The sequence below is a fragment of the Roseovarius dicentrarchi genome (assembly GCF_003316635.1).
Classification (GTDB): domain Bacteria; phylum Pseudomonadota; class Alphaproteobacteria; order Rhodobacterales; family Rhodobacteraceae; genus Roseovarius; species Roseovarius dicentrarchi.
The window spans coordinates 1-14712 of record NZ_QNQP01000009.1 but is presented as its reverse complement, the minus strand read 5'-3'; the positions used below and the strand labels follow the sequence as shown (position 1 = coordinate 14712).

The 14712-nt window shown below is 62.2% G+C and carries 10 protein-coding genes; 7 read left to right on the top strand and 3 right to left on the bottom strand.

The window, feature by feature from the left end; all coding sequences use genetic code 11:
- Nucleotides 1-26 precede the first annotated feature (26 nt).
- Nucleotides 27-338 carry a hypothetical protein gene (locus tag DQ230_RS08230; protein ID WP_113912110.1) on the bottom strand — a complete coding sequence of 104 codons (312 nt, stop codon included), beginning with the start codon at nt 336-338 and terminating at the stop codon, nt 27-29.
- A gap of 253 nt (nt 339-591) precedes the next feature.
- Between DQ230_RS08230 and clpB the strand changes: the two genes are divergently transcribed.
- The 3 genes from clpB (at nt 592) to DQ230_RS08215 (ending at nt 6245) form a co-directional block, all read left to right on the top strand.
- A complete protein-coding gene (gene clpB / locus DQ230_RS08225) occupies nt 592-3210 on the top strand; it encodes an ATP-dependent chaperone ClpB (RefSeq protein ID WP_113912109.1) in 2619 nt (872 codons plus the stop codon).
- Between the two features lie 136 nt (nt 3211-3346).
- Nucleotides 3347-4642 carry an NAD(P)/FAD-dependent oxidoreductase gene (locus DQ230_RS08220; RefSeq protein ID WP_113912108.1) on the top strand — a complete coding sequence of 432 codons (1296 nt, stop codon included), beginning with the start codon at nt 3347-3349 and terminating at the stop codon, nt 4640-4642.
- A 94-nt stretch (nt 4643-4736) separates the two neighbouring features.
- The gene (locus DQ230_RS08215; RefSeq protein ID WP_113912107.1) at nt 4737-6245 is read left to right on the top strand and encodes an MATE family efflux transporter; all 1509 of its coding nucleotides are present in this window, start codon (nt 4737-4739) and stop codon (nt 6243-6245) included.
- 3 nt (nt 6246-6248) lie between these two features.
- Here DQ230_RS08215 and DQ230_RS08210 read toward each other — a convergent pair whose 3' ends face one another.
- A complete protein-coding gene (locus tag DQ230_RS08210) occupies nt 6249-7898 on the bottom strand; it encodes an FMN-binding glutamate synthase family protein (RefSeq protein ID WP_113912106.1) in 1650 nt (549 codons plus the stop codon).
- A gap of 258 nt (nt 7899-8156) precedes the next feature.
- Here DQ230_RS08210 and DQ230_RS08205 point away from each other — a divergent pair, with 258 nt between their 5' ends.
- Entirely contained in the window at nt 8157-10205 is a 2049-nt protein-coding gene (locus DQ230_RS08205) for a glycosyltransferase family 2 protein (protein ID WP_238987461.1), read from the top strand.
- A gap of 4 nt (nt 10206-10209) precedes the next feature.
- Nucleotides 10210-11142 (top strand): hypothetical protein, encoded by a 933-nt coding sequence (locus tag DQ230_RS08200; protein WP_113912105.1) that lies wholly within the window; start codon nt 10210-10212, stop codon nt 11140-11142.
- Here the strand turns inward: DQ230_RS08200 and DQ230_RS08195 are convergent.
- Entirely contained in the window at nt 11128-12237 is a 1110-nt protein-coding gene (locus tag DQ230_RS08195; protein ID WP_113912104.1) for a hypothetical protein, read from the bottom strand. The genes DQ230_RS08200 and DQ230_RS08195 overlap by 15 nt on opposite strands.
- A 214-nt stretch (nt 12238-12451) precedes the next feature.
- Between DQ230_RS08195 and DQ230_RS08190 the strand changes: the two genes are divergently transcribed.
- Nucleotides 12452-13309, top strand: a complete 858-nt coding sequence (locus DQ230_RS08190) for a hypothetical protein (RefSeq protein ID WP_238987460.1) — start codon at nt 12452-12454, stop codon at nt 13307-13309.
- 9 nt (nt 13310-13318) lie between these two features.
- The gene (locus tag DQ230_RS08185; RefSeq protein ID WP_113912102.1) at nt 13319-14023 is read left to right on the top strand and encodes a class I SAM-dependent methyltransferase; all 705 of its coding nucleotides are present in this window, start codon (nt 13319-13321) and stop codon (nt 14021-14023) included.
- Nucleotides 14024-14712 lie beyond the last annotated feature (689 nt).

The window sequence follows — 14712 nt, the reverse complement described above, 5'->3', positions numbered from 1 at the left end:
GACCGCCGTCAACCGGCGCTGTGATCTCAGGCGGCGGCAGTGCCCAGGATACGGCTAAGAAGGGATTTTTGACTGGCATCCGCAACCACGGATTTGAGAGGTGCGGCGTGATGAAGGCGCGTTGCACCTTTCGCCGATCCGCCTTTCGCTGTGTGCGCGCGACTGGCGGTCTGGGCGAGGCTGCGAACGATCAACCCCATCTCTGCATGAAGCGGCGCCGCAACCTGTGCGGGGTAGGAGTAGACCTGACCCCGATCGTGGATTTTCACCAGCGTCTCGAACGCACCGAATTCGGGGTTGTAGCGCACGTTGTCGAAGCGGATTTTCTCGATCTTCATTGTACTGCTCCTCGTGTTAGCCGGCCCTTTAGTCCGGTCAGGGGGCTGTGGATAACTGCCCTAGTGTAACATCAACTTAGGCAGGGCTGTTACGGTTTCATCACAGGTTACAAAAAGTTTACTTTATGGCGATATTGGTGGTTGCCTGACTTGAACGGCGCCGGGCCGTTGCCCAGATATGATTGGAGGTTCCCGACCGAGCATGCCTATTGAGGGTGCGCGACCGGGATGACGCTTACAAAGGAGAAGTCATATGGACTTGAACAAGTTCACAGAACGGTCGCGCGGATTTATCCAAGCGGCACAGACGATTGCGATGCGCGAAAGCCACCAGCGGCTGACGCCGGAGCATTTGCTCAAGGCATTGATGGACGACAGTGAAGGCTTGGCTGCGAACCTGATTCGACGGTCGGGCGGTGATCCTGCGCGCGTCTTGCAGGACGTCGATGCGGCGCTGGCCAAGATACCGCGCGTTCAGGGCGACGCTGGCCAGACCTACATGGACCAGCAGACCGGCAAGGTTCTGGCCGAGGCTGAAAAGCTGGCGACGAAGGCCAAGGACAGTTTTGTCCCGGTCGAGCGGATCTTGCAGGCGCTGGCGATGGTGAAATCCCCCGCCAAAGAGGCGCTGGAAGCAGGCAGCGTGTCTGCCCAGACGCTGAACCAGGCCATCAACGATATCCGCAAGGGGCGCACGGCAGATTCTGCCAGCGCGGAAGATACTTATGAGGCGCTTGAAAAATACGCCACGGATCTGACGGCGGCCGCGGCTGAAGGCAAGATTGACCCAATTATTGGCCGCGACGATGAGATTCGCCGCGCCATGCAGGTATTGTCGCGTCGGACCAAGAACAACCCTGTCCTGATCGGTGAGCCGGGCGTTGGTAAGACGGCGATTGCCGAGGGGCTGGCCCTGCGCATCGTGAATGGTGACGTGCCGGAAAGCCTTGCGAACAAGCGGCTGCTCAGCCTCGATATGGGGGCCTTGATTGCGGGCGCCAAATATCGCGGCGAGTTTGAAGAACGCCTGAAATCCGTCCTGAACGAGGTCACGGCGGCAGCCGGTGAAATCATCCTGTTCATTGACGAGATGCACACGCTGATCGGTGCGGGCAAAGGGGACGGCGCGATGGACGCCGCCAACCTGATCAAGCCTGCGCTGGCGCGCGGCGAATTGCACTGCGTTGGTGCGACCACGTTGGACGAGTATCGCAAGCATGTGGAAAAGGACGCGGCGCTGGCCCGCCGGTTCCAGCCGATTGTGATCGCCGAGCCGACGGTCGAGGACACCATCAGCATCCTGCGCGGGATCAAGGAAAAGTACGAGCTGCACCATGGTGTGCGGATTTCCGATAGCGCGCTGGTGACGGCGGCGACCCTGTCGCACCGCTATATCACCGACCGCTTCCTGCCGGACAAGGCGATCGACCTGATGGACGAGGCGGCCAGTCGTCTGCGTATGGAAGTGGACAGCAAGCCCGAAGAGTTGGACGCGATTGACCGCGAGATCCTGCAAAAGCAGATCGAGGCGGAGGCGCTGAAAAAAGAGGATGACGTTGCCTCCAAGGATCGTCTGGTCAAGCTGGAGAAGGAACTGGCAGAGCTTCAGGAACGCTCGGCTGAGATGACCGCGAAATGGCAGGCCGAGCGGGACAAGCTGGCCGGCGCCCGCGACATCAAGGAAAAGCTGGACCGCGCCCGGATCGACCTGGACCACGCCAAGCGCGCGGGCGACCTGGCCAAGGCGGGCGAGCTGTCCTACGGCGTCATTCCGGGGCTGGAGAAGCAGCTGGCCGAGGCCGAGCAATCGGAATCCGACGGTGTCATGGTCGAAGAGGCCGTCCGCCCCGAGCAGATCGCGCAGGTGGTCGAGCGTTGGACGGGCATTCCCGTTGCCAAGATGCTGGAAGGCGAGCGCGAGAAGCTGCTGGGCATGGAGGCCGGGCTGCACAAGCGCGTGATCGGTCAGGATACTGCCGTGCGGGCCGTTGCCAATGCCGTGCGCCGGGCGCGGGCCGGTCTGCATGACGAAAACCGGCCGTTGGGCAGCTTCCTTTTCCTTGGGCCGACCGGCGTGGGCAAGACCGAGCTGACCAAAGCGGTGGCCGAATTCCTGTTCGATGACGACAACGCCATGGTGCGGATCGACATGTCGGAATTCATGGAAAAGCACAGCGTCGCGCGCCTGATCGGTGCCCCTCCGGGCTATGTCGGGTATGACGAGGGCGGTGTACTGACCGAGGCCGTGCGCCGGCGCCCCTATCAGGTGGTGCTGTTCGACGAGGTCGAAAAGGCGCATCCGGATGTGTTCAGCGTGCTGTTGCAAGTGCTGGATGACGGCGTTCTGACCGATGGTCAGGGCCATCGCGTGGACTTCAAGCAGACGCTGATCATCCTGACGTCGAACCTTGGGTCGCAGGCGCTCAGCCAGTTGCCGGAAGGTGCGGATGTGGCCGAGGCCAAGCGCAGCGTGAATGAGGCGGTGCGCGCCCATTTCCGGCCCGAGTTCCTGAACCGGCTGGATGAGATCGTCATCTTTGACCGGCTCAGCCGCGATAACATGACGGGCATCGTCGATGTCCAGCTGGAGCGTCTGCGCAAACGTCTGGCCAGCCGCAAGATCACGCTGGATCTGGGCGAGGAGGCCAAGAAGTGGCTGGCCGACGAGGGGTATGATCCGGTGTTCGGGGCGCGTCCGCTCAAGCGGGTGTTGCAACGGGCCATTCAGGATCCGCTGGCGGAAATGCTGCTGGCGGGGGATATCATGGATGACAGCACCGTACCCGTGACTGTCGGGCCTGAGGGGCTGATCATCGGGGATCGCGTTGGCAGCACCAAACGCCAGCCGCCCGAGGATGCCGTCGTTCACTAAGAAGCCTGCATTGCGAAACCGGGCCGCGCGTGGAAACACGCGCGGCTTTTTCGTGTGATAAGCCGGGCGGCGCAATTTTCTGTGGCGGAGGCCGTGGATATCTGCACATTCGGGGCAAGCAGATCGGAGCGCGCAGATGGCATTTACAGCCGAGAGGATTTATTGGCACGAGGGCGCGGATCGCGCGCCCGATACTGCCGGGCGCCCACCTGCCAAGGTTGACGTGGCAATCGTCGGCGCAGGCTATACCGGGCTGTCGGCGGCGTTGCATCTGGCGCGGGCGGGACGTTCGGTGGCGGTGTTCGACGCCGAGGCGGTGGGGTTCGGAGCGTCATCGCGCAATGGCGGCATGATCGGGCCAGGGCTGCACAAGCTGGGAATTTCCGGCCTGATCAACGCCTATGGCGAGGATCGCGCTGTCGCGCTGCTGCGCGAGGGGCTGAATGCGGTCGATCATCTGGTGCAGTTCGTCGCCGCCGAAAACATCGCTTGCGATCTGGCGCTGGTAGGCCGGTTCCGCGGCGCGCGCACCGATACGCAGTATGATGCGCTGCTGCGCGAATGTGACTGGCTGCGCGACCGGATCGGCTTGCCCAGCTACCCGGTGCCGCGCGCCGAGCAGCGCAGCGAAATCGGCAGCGATTTCTATCGCGGCGGCGTCGTCTATGAACGTGACGGCGGGGTGCATCCGCGCAAAATGCTGCTGGGGCTGGCGGCGCGTGCGCTGGAGGCAGGCGCGCAGATTGTCGCGCCCTGCGCCGTCACCGGGATCGAGCAGGGCGGCGCGCGCAAGCTGCTTCACACAACCGGCGGCAAGGTTGAGGCGCGCGAGGTTGTGCTGGCGACCAACGGGTATTCGGACCGGCGCAGCGCGGCGCTGAACCGGCGGGTTGTCCCATTGGAAACGGGGGCCTGCACCGTTGGGCCGCTCAGCCCCGAGCAGATGGCCGATCTGTCGCCCAAGGGCCGGATGCATGGCGAATCGGGCCGCGTGTTCATGTGGTATCGGCCGACGCCCGATGGGCGATCATTCATTTTCGGCGGCCGGTTCGGCGCCGGCAACGTGTCGCCCGCCGCGCGAGAGCGGGCGTATCGCCGGGCGATCTGCCGGGTTTATCCGCAGCTGAGCGATGCGCCGATTTCGCATGTCTGGTCTGGGCTGATCGCCATGACGGCGGATCATTCCCCGCATTTCGGCCATTTCGACGGGATCTGGATGGCGGGCGGCTATAACGGATCGGGCGTGACGCGCAGCCTTTATTTCGGGACGAAACTGGCCCGCCGCATGCTGGGCGAGGCGGATGCGGAAACGGCTTTCGACAGCTTGCCGTTCAAGCCGGTGCCGCTCCGGACGCTCGCACCGTGGGGCGCAGGGATGCTGGTGCGCTGGTATCAGATGCAGGACGACCGGGAGCTGCGGGCGCGTCAATAGCCTGGCGCCGGGGCTTGCCAGCGCGGGCCACTTGGCTACCTATGAGGCTTGGCCGTTCGGCCCGAGCCACTTGACCCCTGCGAGGCACCTCCCGATGAGCGACACCGACATTGCGCGCCCTGCCGCCATCAAGGGCAAAAGGCTGGATCTGACCGCTGGCACGATCCCGACAACGATGATCCTGTTCGCACTGCCCACGCTGGCATCGTCGGTTCTGCAATCGCTGAACGGGTCGATCAATGCCGTCTGGGTCGGGCGCTATCTGGGCGAGGATGCGCTGGCCGCGACGACAAACGGCAATCTGGTGATGTTTCTGCTGGTGTCGTTCGTGTTCGGCTTTGGCATGGCGGCCACCATTCTGATCGGGCAGGCCATGGGCCGCCGCACCCCGCAAGAGGCGCGGCGCGCGGTTGGCACCGGGCTGGGCGCGATCATCCCGCTCAGCGCGGTGATCGCCGCGCTGGGATACGCGTTTGCGCCGCAGCTGCTGGAGGTTCTGGGCACGCCCGGCAGTGCGGCGCCTCTGGCGCTGACATATCTGCGGGTGATTTTCATCGCGATGCCTGCGTCGCTGACCTTTACGCTTTTGATGATGGCGCTGCGGGGGACGGGCGATTCGATGACGCCGCTGTATTTCATGGGCGTGTCTGTGGGGCTGGACATTGTGTTCAACCCGCTGCTGATCCTCGGGATCGGCCCGTTTCCGGAGCTGGGCATCATGGGGTCGGCGCTGGCGACGGTGATCGGCAATACTGCGGCGCTGATCGGGCTGGTCGCGGCGATTTATCTGCGCGGCTCGCCATTGGCCTTGCGCGGGCCGGATATGCGCCTGCTGATCCCGGACCCGGCCGTACTGAAGCTGATGCTGGCCAAGGGGTTGCCGATCGGGTTTCAGATGATCGTGATATCCTCGGCGGCGATCACCATGCTGTCGCTGATCAACCGCGAAGGGGTGGTGACGGCCGCCGCCTACGGCGTGACGCAGCAGTTATGGACCTATGTGCAGATGCCCGCGATGGCGCTGAGCGCGGCGGTCAGCGCGATGGCGGCGCAGAATATCGGCGCCGATCAATGGGGGCGCGTCCGGGGCGTGACCAAGTGGGGGCTGATTTTCAATATCATCCTCACCGGCACGCTGATTGCCGTGTTGACCATATTCGACCGTGCCGCGCTGGGCCTGTTTGTGGGCGTCGACAGCGAGGCGGTGCCGATCGGGCGGCGCATCCAGCTGATGGCGACGTGGGGCTACCTGTTTTTTGGCGTTGCGCAGGTGCTGTTTGGCACGATGCGCGCCAATGGCTATGTCATTGGTCCGCTTCTGGTGATGATCGTGGCGATGTATCCTGTGCGGCTGGGCTTTGCCTTTGGGTTTTATCCGCTGATCGGCGCGGACGCGCTGTGGCTAAGCTTTCCGGCGGGGATGGTGGCGACGGCGCTCATGGCGACGGGCCTCTATCTGCACGGCGGTTGGCGGCAAGGCCAGATGGTTCCGGCGCCCGAGGCGGCGCAGGCCAGCAGCGCGTACCGCGATGCGGCCTGTAATTGCAGCCCGCGCGCCGACCTGTCCGGCGATGCCGCGTGGACGAAAGAGGCGCGCGCCTGAGCCTTAGCTCAGCGCCTCGCTCTGGTATGCCTTGGCGCGGCGGCTGACCAGATCGGTCGCCGGCTGAAAACTGTCCGCCTGCGCCGCGGCCCACCATTCGGAATAAAGCGTGTCTTCCGGCGCCTCGTTCAGGATGTTTTTCGGCAGGAACGAATGGATCTGATCCACGGGCAGCGCGGCCTCGGGACCGACGCGATGCATCAGGTGATGCGGCTCCAGCTCGCTGGGATGTTTCAGCCCGGCGGAGGCGACCATATCGACCAGCGCCTCGACCGTCTTGCACTGGAACCGCGCCGAGCGCATGCCCTGCACGTCAGGGATCAGCCCGCGCTGGCGCGCGGCATTCTGCGTGGCAACGCCGGTGGGGCAGGTGTCCAGATGACAGCGCTGTGACTGGATGCAGCCGACAGACATCATGAAGGACCGCGCCGCGTTGCACCAATCGGCCCCCAGCGCGATGTTATAGGCCAGCCCCATCCCCGAGTATATCTTGCCACTGGCGACCAGTTTGATGTCGTCCTTCAGCCCGCAGCCGACCAGCGCGTTGCGCATCAGGATCAGCCCCTCGGTCAGGGGGGTGCCGACCCAATCGGACAGCTCCTGCGGGGCGGCGCCGGTGCCACCCTCGCCGCCGTCGACAACGATGAATTCGGGCTTGATGCCGGTCAGCTTGATCGCCTTCATCAAGGCGAACACCTCGTAGGGCTGGCCGATGCACAGCTTCAGGCCAACAGGCTTGCCGCCTGACAGATCGCGCATCCGGGCGGCAAATTCCAGCATCTCGATCGGGGTTGAAAATGCCTTGTGGGCGCGCGGCGACATGCAATCCTTGCCTTCCTCGATGCCGCGCACGCGGGCGATTTCGGCCGTGACCTTGCTACCGGGCAGCATGCCGCCATGGCCGGGCTTGGCGCCTTGGCTCAGCTTGATTTCGGTCATCTTGACCTGATCGCGCTGGGCGGTGTCGCGGAACATTTCGGGGTCGAAATTGCCATCCTTGGTGCGTGCGCCAAAATAGCCCGATCCCAGTTCCCAAACCAGATCGCCGCCGTGTTTGCTGTGGTGGTCGCTGATGCCGCCCTCGCCGGTGTCGTGGTAGTAATTGCCGCGTTTGGCGCCGATATTCAGCGCCTGAATGGCGTTGGCCGACAGCGAGCCAAAGCTCATCGCGGATATGTTCATCACCGATGCCGAATAGGGCTGCGCCGTCTGGTCATTGCCGACCTGCACCCGCGGTGCCGGATCCGGGTCACTTTCTGGCGCGATCGAGTGCATCAGCCAGCGATAGGTATTGGCGCAGGTGTCGCGTTCTGTTCCGAAGGGTTTCGTATCGGTCGCGCCGCGCGCACGGGTATGGATCAGGTTGCGCGCATCGAATGAATAGGGCGTGCCGGACAGGTCATCCTCGACGATGTAGGAATGCAGGTAAGGGCGCAGTTTGTAAAACAGCCAGCGAATGCGCCCGGCCACCGGGTAATTGCGGGTAATTGTCCACGTCTTTTGGTGGCGGTCATAGAGCCCGAGCAGCACAACAGGCAACGTCACCACCAGAACGAACAGCCACGCCGGGTGGATGAAAGACAGTGCAACGGCCAGGATCGACAGGGCAAGTGCGGCAATGGGAATGACGGCGCGTTTGATTGTATCGAGCATGCTGGCCCTTTTCGATTGTTGCATTGGTGGCCCGCAGGTCCGCCTTGCAAGGTTAGCCCGCAAGGCGAAACTTGCAATGCGCAACCGGCGGAAGAGTGGGCGATTGGGATCATTGCACAGCTGGAATTCCGCGAAACAATAACCGTATTTTCATTGTTTTATTGCACCATTTCAGGCCAATCCTATAAGGTAATGGCGGCAGGCAGGGCAGGCGGATAAAAGCTGCTCCGAAAGTAGACGCAGCGCAAAGATGGTATGATGACACAGCAGGCAACAGTGGACAGCCCGGAAACCCCGCGGTGGCTGGATGATCTTCGCCCCGGCGCGGAAGGGCAGGGTTTTTTCGAAAAGAACCTGCGCCACTCGCTGATGTTCATCAAACGGCCCAGTGACCGGCTGCTGGTGACCTTCGACAATCTGTCAAACGTCAACGACGACAGCATCCAGCGCGAGCCGTGGGCGTATAAATTCGCCTCTGACGGTGGGTATTGCCACCTGGGCATCATGGCGCATGTCAGCGACTGGTATCGGGACGGTGATCTGATCCGCCGGTTTCAGGGGCTGGTCGCCCAAGGATTTTTCGAGGGGTACGAACGGGTTGTGTTCGCCGGCGTTTCCATGGGCGGCTATGCCGCGCTGGCGTTTTCATCGCTGGTGCCCGGCGCGCATGTGATCGCCATCAACCCGCAAACCACGCTGGACCCCGATCTGGTCCCTTGGGAGACGCGGTATGAAAATGGCCAGCGGCAGGATTGGACATTGCCGCTGGCCGATGGCGCGGCGCTCACGTCCGGGGCGGGGCGGGTGAACGTGTTTTATGATCCCTATTTCGAACTGGATCAAAAGCATATCGACCGGCTGGCCGGGGATAATCTGCGCATCTTCAAGTGCTGGTTCTCAAACCACAAGACGGCGGTGTTCCTGCGCAAGATCGGCGCGCTGAAACCGGTGATGACGCATTGCATCATGGACGAGCTGACTCAGCCCCAGTTCTACAGCCTGTATCGCGAGCGGCGCTATTTGCCGTGGTATCGCGGCGCCCTGTCGGGCCATTTTCGCGATAAGGGCCGCGAGGCGCTGGCAGACGGATTTGACAAGGCGTTCCGCCGCCGCCTGCGCAGACACAAGCGCCGCCTTGAGGATGAGGCGCCCAAGGATACGGCGCTGCCAGCCGTCAAACCGGATGAGCCGGCGCCCGAAGCTCTGGCCGATATTGCAAAACAGCCCCGGATCAGGGGAACCGTGGCACCGGCGGATGGGCCTGCGGCCCGCATCACGGCGCCTGCGAATGCGGGGCGCACGGCGCCCGCCGCGCCGGCCCGGCAAAGCCGGGTCATCGTGACCACCATGAAGAACGAAGGCCCGTTCATGCTGGAATGGGTTGCCTATAACCGGCTGATCGGCTTCACGGATTTCCTGATCTACACCAATGATTGCGACGATGGCACCGATCTGATCGCCAAACGGTTGGAGGTTCTGGGACTGGCGCAGCACCGCGAAAACCCGTTCAAACCCGGTGGCAGCCCGCAGCGCAGTGCGCTGAAGGATGCGGGCGGGCTGGATGTTGTGAAGGGCGCCGATTGGCTGATTTGCGCCGATTGCGATGAGTTTCTGAACATCCGCACCGGCGCCGGGCGGCTGGATGATCTGTTCGCCGCCGTGGGCGAGGCGGATGCGATTTCCATCTGCTGGAAGCTGTTCGGCAATAGTGGGCGCGTCGACTATTCCGAGGCGCCGGTGATCGAACAGTTCGACCGCTGCTGCGGCGAGCTGGAGTTTCCCAACTACCGCGCTTTGGGCATGAAAACGCTGGTGCGCAATACCGAGCGCTTGAAAAAGCTGCGGATTCACCGGCCCGCGTTCCATCTGGATCGCGGCGATATCGCGTGGGTCGATGGCGGCGGCAAACCGATGCCGGACCTTTATCTGGAGCAGGGATGGAAGGCATATGACGGGTTCAGCCACGATTATGCGCGGCTGCATCACTATGCCGTCCGGTCGGTCGACAGTTTTCTGGTCAAGCGGGACCGCGGCCGCACCAATCATGTCGGCGATGACCAGGGCGTCACCTACTGGTCCAACATGAATTACAATTCGCAGACCGATACCAGCATTCAGACCCGCTTGCCGGGCCTGCGCCGCGAGATGGATATATTGCTGCAAGACCCCGAATTGGCGCGGCTGCACAAGGCCGCTGTTGACTGGCACCGGGGCAAGATCGAGGATCTGCGCGCGCGCGACGGCTGGGATGCGTTCCGCGAGCAGATCCGGGGCATCAACGCCGCGCCGGACATGCAAGAAGGGTAGGGCGATGGATACGGGCCTGCCGCATGTGGTGGTGCATGGCGGCGTTCATAAGACCGCGACCAGCCACATCCAGTCGATCCTGCAACGCAACGCCGGGCGTCTGCGCAAAAGCGGGGTGTATTACGTCCACCACCGCGACACGCGCAAGGAATTTACCGTCCCGGTGCAGCTGAACGGCTATGAAAAGCTGGGGTTCAACTACCGCACCAAGATACCTGATGCGGAACTGGCAGATCGTGCGCGCACCTTTTTCGAGGGGATCGGCGCCGGGCCGGGGGCCAGGATCATCCTGTCGGATGAAAACATGCCCGGCCATAGTGGCCATTGCGTGCGCGGCGGCGATTTATACGGTCGGCGCGGGACGCTGATGCCGAATTTTGCCCGGCATATCCTCTACCCGGTGACCGAGGTGCATCTGGCGCTGCGTAACTACGCGGATTTCTTTGCCTCGACTTTTGTTGAGTTCCTGCGCTCGGCCAAGGGCGAGAATGTGATCCCCGAGGCGCAGATGAAACGCGCCGTTCTGTCGAACCTGCCCAGCTGGACCGGATTCATCAAGGATGTGCTGGAGTGTTTTCCCGCCGCGCAGCTGACGCTGTGGCGGCTGGAGGATTTCGGCGGGCTGTCGGGCAAGGTGATCGGCAACCTTTGCGGCGCGGGCGTTGACCCCGCGTCGCTGGTTGCGCCGTCGCGGAGCCGGGGGCGGCCATCGGCCAGCCACCGCGCCGTGCAGGAACTGCTGTTCGAGGTGGAGCGCAGCGGGGGCGAAGCGGCGCTGGCCCGGCGCGTGGAAATTCAGGACGCCTATCCGCGCGGTCCCGACTACCCCGGTTACGACCCGTGGAGCGATGGCGAACGCGCCCATCTGATCCGGCTCTATGAGAAGGACATCGCGCAAATCGCCCAACTGGACCGTGTGACGCTACTGCGCCCCTAGCGCCGGGCCCAGCGCCTTGATCGCCAGCGGGTCCGGCTCCAGCGCAAGGCCGGTATATTCCGAGCGGTCGTAATGCCAGCTTTCCGATATCATGCGGCAGTGCAGAAACCCGTGGCCGTCCTGCACCTGATCCGGCAACCCCTTGATCCCATGGGTTCGCCAGCTTTTGCCGCGCAGCGGGCCGCCGGGGACCAGGCACCATTTGGGGTACATCGGCTCTTCGGGGCCGGCCGCGCGCAGAATATGCGAGCCGTGCAACAAGGGCGCGCCGGGTTGTGGGTATCGCCAACTGCCCGGCAGCGTGAGAAAGCCCTGATCGCTGTCGCGGGCCGCATCGAACACGGTCCTGCCCGCAGGGGCATAGGCCATCTCATCAATGTCCATGTTCAGCGCACCGGCAGCCTGCTGAAGAAAGCGCAGCCGCGTGACTTCAAACAGCGCAAATTGCAGATACCGGGTGCTGGTCACTTCGCGTGACAAACCGGCAGGGCCGTATTGAAACGGCGCAGGCACGACATCGAACGCCTTGAGCCCGCCAATACCGGCCAAAACATCGCTGAGCGCATCAGCGCCATAGAGATCAGAGGCATTGTCATACAAGAGGATGCCCTCAACCCCGTGGGTGTCGACATGGTAGCGCGCCCAGTCGCGCACCCAGTCCAGCGTATTGTTACGGCTAAGGGTAAACATTGTATCAAGACCCGCGTAGCGAGGCAGCGCGGAGGGGCTGATGGAGATATTTACCGACAGTTTGGGGTGAAGAATGGTCAGCGTATGCGCATCGTGAACGTCGGCGCTGATTTCCAGCGAACACGCGCGCTTGGTCTGGCTGGTTTCGCGCAGCGTGGCCTCTGCCCCGTTGATCCGCAGATCTGCCTGCTTGATGAATGTGCGCAGGGTTTTTTTCAGGGGCGGCCCAACCGCGTGGATCATTCCCGGCGCAGCAGTCTGAAACACATCGTAGAACAGCGTATTTGCGTCAAAGGCTGTTTGCGCGGGCGCGTCCCATCCCGCCAGCCCCGCCGGCGCATCGCGCGATGCAAAGCGGGAGGGTAAGACGCAAGGCGAAAGCGGTGTTAACTGTCTGGGGGCCATGCCGATCCTGTTTGCGACTTTACCGGAGATTAACGGGGCTGTGACACAGATAGACTGCGGTTGCGATTTAAACGGCCGGCGCCACCGATTGCAATGGCGGCTCCGATGACCGCGATTGCGCGAAAAGGGCAGGTGCGATAGCGTCCGGCGCAGCAGACGCCCGAAGAACAGGCAATGCTCAGGCAGTCATACATCACCAGCGCGGACCTACCTCATGAGTAAATTACCCCATATTGCAATGCTCTGGGTCGAAGGCCCGCTTAGCTATGTCGAGCAGCTGTGCGTACAGTCGTTTCTGGACGCAGGGCATGACGTGACGTTGTATCATTATGGCCCGGTGTCGAATGTTCCCGGCGGTGCTGCGGTCGTGCATGGTGATGCGATCCTGAAGCGGGACGATTTCATCCAGCATGGCCGCACCGGCAGCCTGGCACTGTTTTCAGATGTGTTCCGCTATCATTTGCTGACGCAGTCGCAGAACACCATCTGGGCCGATACCGATGCCTATTGCGTGAAACCGTTTGAGACTGTGACCGGGCATTACTTTGGCTGGGAAAGCGAAAGTCACATCAACGGCGGCGTTCTGGGCCTGCCGCAGGACAGCCGGGCTCTGGCCGGATTGCTGGAAATGACGCGCGACGAATACGGCATTCCCGAATGGTACAGCGATGCCGCCAAGGCGAAATTGCAGGCGCAGGCGGATGCCGGAACGCCAGTGCATTGCAGTGATCTGCCCTGGGGCGTGTGGGGCCCGCAAGCGGTGACACATTACATCCGCAAAACCGGCGAGGATAAATATGCCTTCCCGCGGGAGGTTCTGTATCCGGTTCCGTTTGAAAATCGGCGCCATCTGGTCAAGGCGCGGCGACTGGCGGCGGCTGAAAAATGCCTGACGGACAAGACGACGTCGATACATCTATATGGGCGGCGCATCCGCGAATTTCTGGCCTCCCGCCCCGGTGGCCTGCCGGATAGCGGCGGGTTGATCGACAAGCTGCTGAAAAAGCACGGAATCGATCCAACGTTGGCGCCGGTTTTCAGCAAGAAAGCAAATGCCGAAGCGGCAGAGTAGGATCGCAGCATGTCGGACGCGCACGCCCCCCGCACGAAAACCGCAATCAATCTGACGGATCTGGCCGATCAGTTCGGCTCGGACAAGGGGTCAACCAAGCATCGCTATACCGAACTTTATCATATGCTGTTCAACCCGTACCGGCGGCGAAAGATAAACTTCCTCGAGATGGGTCTGCTGATTGGCGGGCCGGAGCAGGGCATTGATGCGGATCGCAAGACAACCGATCTGCCGTCGATCCGCATGTGGCTGGAGTATTTCCCAAAGGCGCGCATTCACGGGCTGGATGTGTCGGACTTCTCGTGGTTCGATCACGACCGGTTCACGTTTCACCGGTGCGATATGGATGACCGAAGCGCGATCGCGCAGGCGGCGGCAGATATGCCGACCTTGGATATTGTCATCGACGACGCCAGCCACGCCAGCCACCACCAGCAAAACGCCTTTCTCGAGGTGTTCCCGAAACTGGCGTCCGGCGGGCTGTACGTGATCGAGGATTTGCGCTGGCAGCCGGACACCTATGAGGTGGCCGGAATCACCAAAACCGCTGGTCTGCTGCGCTCTTATATCAACACGCGCAAGTTTCAGCATTCGGACCCCGCCGTGGCGGACGCGTTCAACGCGCTGATCCCCGACATTTCCGCCTGCATCGTCCATCCGGTGAAATATCAAAAGAAGCGACGCGATCAGGTGGCAGTGATACATAAACGGTAGTGTTGGACGCTTCACTATAAAGAGGGGGCAGATGCGCAGATGCGGATCTGCCCTTTTTCCAATAACTGAGCTGTCTTGCGTGATGACGTTTCCGGGGCGCGCATGATTCTCGCCGGATCGCGGAGAATCGCCGCTGGATACGCTCGCCGCAGTTCGGAGAATCGCGGCGTGCAGGGAAACAGGGGCCTTACAGTCACCGATCGTCCGATTCCGCGCCGCGATTCTCCCTGAGCCACTACCGATTCCTACCGCCCGCGGGGGGCAGTGATCGACAGCAGCGTGATTCCGGCGCAGCAGAGGTGATTGCCGGGTAACAAAGTTGCCCGATTGGTGCGCCAGCAGGTAAGGAAAGTTCTCCAACCCCTTAATTTTACGCGAAAATCAGAAAAATGACAAAAACCTGCATTTCTTTGCAGAAATGGGTTGCGGGTATTTGGGGTTGGGGCTAGAACCCCCTTCACCGGCGGCGCTGAGATGCACCACTGGGACGCCAGACGGAACAACGGAGCGACGCTCCAGCGGGCTTGACGGCGGGGACATTCGGAGATAGGTGGAGCGGACGGCGCTTGGTAGTTTAAGCGCAGTCTGTTAGATTTGTCTTCTGGGGCTTTTGGCTCCGACGCTCTTTGAAACTGATAGTATCTGAAGAGATATGTGGGCGGTTTGGTTCATTCGATGAACTTACAACT

What these genes read in the sequence shown, in the direction of transcription:
- DQ230_RS08230 (WP_113912110.1), bottom strand. Translation starts at nt 338, where the DNA reads ATGAAGATCGAGAAAATCCGCTTCGACAACGTGCGCTACAACCCCGAA.
- clpB (WP_113912109.1), top strand. Translation starts at nt 592, where the DNA reads ATGGACTTGAACAAGTTCACAGAACGGTCGCGCGGATTTATCCAAGCG.
- DQ230_RS08220 (WP_113912108.1), top strand. Translation starts at nt 3,347, where the DNA reads ATGGCATTTACAGCCGAGAGGATTTATTGGCACGAGGGCGCGGATCGC.
- DQ230_RS08215 (WP_113912107.1), top strand. Translation starts at nt 4,737, where the DNA reads ATGAGCGACACCGACATTGCGCGCCCTGCCGCCATCAAGGGCAAAAGG.
- DQ230_RS08210 (WP_113912106.1), bottom strand. Translation starts at nt 7,898, where the DNA reads ATGCTCGATACAATCAAACGCGCCGTCATTCCCATTGCCGCACTTGCC.
- DQ230_RS08205 (WP_238987461.1), top strand. Translation starts at nt 8,157, where the DNA reads ATGACACAGCAGGCAACAGTGGACAGCCCGGAAACCCCGCGGTGGCTG.
- DQ230_RS08200 (WP_113912105.1), top strand. Translation starts at nt 10,210, where the DNA reads ATGGATACGGGCCTGCCGCATGTGGTGGTGCATGGCGGCGTTCATAAG.
- DQ230_RS08195 (WP_113912104.1), bottom strand. Translation starts at nt 12,237, where the DNA reads ATGGCCCCCAGACAGTTAACACCGCTTTCGCCTTGCGTCTTACCCTCC.
- DQ230_RS08190 (WP_238987460.1), top strand. Translation starts at nt 12,452, where the DNA reads ATGAGTAAATTACCCCATATTGCAATGCTCTGGGTCGAAGGCCCGCTT.
- DQ230_RS08185 (WP_113912102.1), top strand. Translation starts at nt 13,319, where the DNA reads ATGTCGGACGCGCACGCCCCCCGCACGAAAACCGCAATCAATCTGACG.